The organism is Psychrobacter sp. 1Y4 (genome assembly GCF_051847555.1).
Window position 1 is genome coordinate 1 of sequence record NZ_JBPYDE010000377.1, and the last position, 812, is coordinate 812.

Genomic DNA, 812 nt, shown 5'->3' on the forward strand with positions numbered 1-812 from the left:
GGGGTGCTTGCGCAGGCAGGTGCTGGGTTTGATATCGTCTCTCGTGGTGAGCTGATGCGCGTACTGGCTGCAGGCGGCGAGACAGCGCGCGTTGTCTTCTCAGGTGTTGGCAAAACTTATGGCGATATCGAATACGCATTGACCCAAGGTATCGGCTGCTTCAACGTCGAGTCGATCAGTGAGCTGACCTTGATCAACGAGGTAGCGGCAGCACTTAATAAGCATGCGCCAATCTCATTACGCGTCAATCCCAATGTCGATGCCAAGACACATCCGTATATCTCAACGGGTCTTAAAGACAACAAGTTCGGTATTACCCATGAAGACGCTCTAGCGGTTTATCAGCAAGCGGCAGATTTATCGCATATCGATATCGTTGGTATTGATTGTCACATTGGCTCGCAGTTGACGGAAGTCGCGCCGTTTGTCGCCGCACTAGACAAAGTCATTGAGCTGATACATAGCCTGCGTGATCATGGTATTGAGCTGCGTCACATTGATTTGGGTGGCGGTTTAGGCGTGCGCTATATTGATGAGACGCCTGTGTCTATCAATGAGTTTGCCGAGGCTTTATTGCCAAAATTAAGCGAGCTTGGTTTGACCGTATTCTTCGAGCCAGGTCGTAGTATCGTTGCCAATGCTGGTGTGCTGTTGACGCAAGTCGATGTACTTAAGCCGACTGAGCATAAGAACTTTGCGATCGTCGATGCCGCGATGAACGACTTGATTCGTCCTGCTTTATATCAAGCTGAAATGGCCGTAATTCCAAGTACATTGCCGAGCGATGGCATTGATACAAATGGTACAAAGCC

General features: G+C 49.6%; 1 protein-coding gene. It reads left to right on the forward strand.

The window, feature by feature from the left end:
• Nucleotides 1-812, forward strand: an 812-nt coding sequence (lysA, locus tag ACS8FC_RS16440) for a diaminopimelate decarboxylase (RefSeq protein ID WP_439297564.1), incomplete at both ends; no start/stop codon positions are given.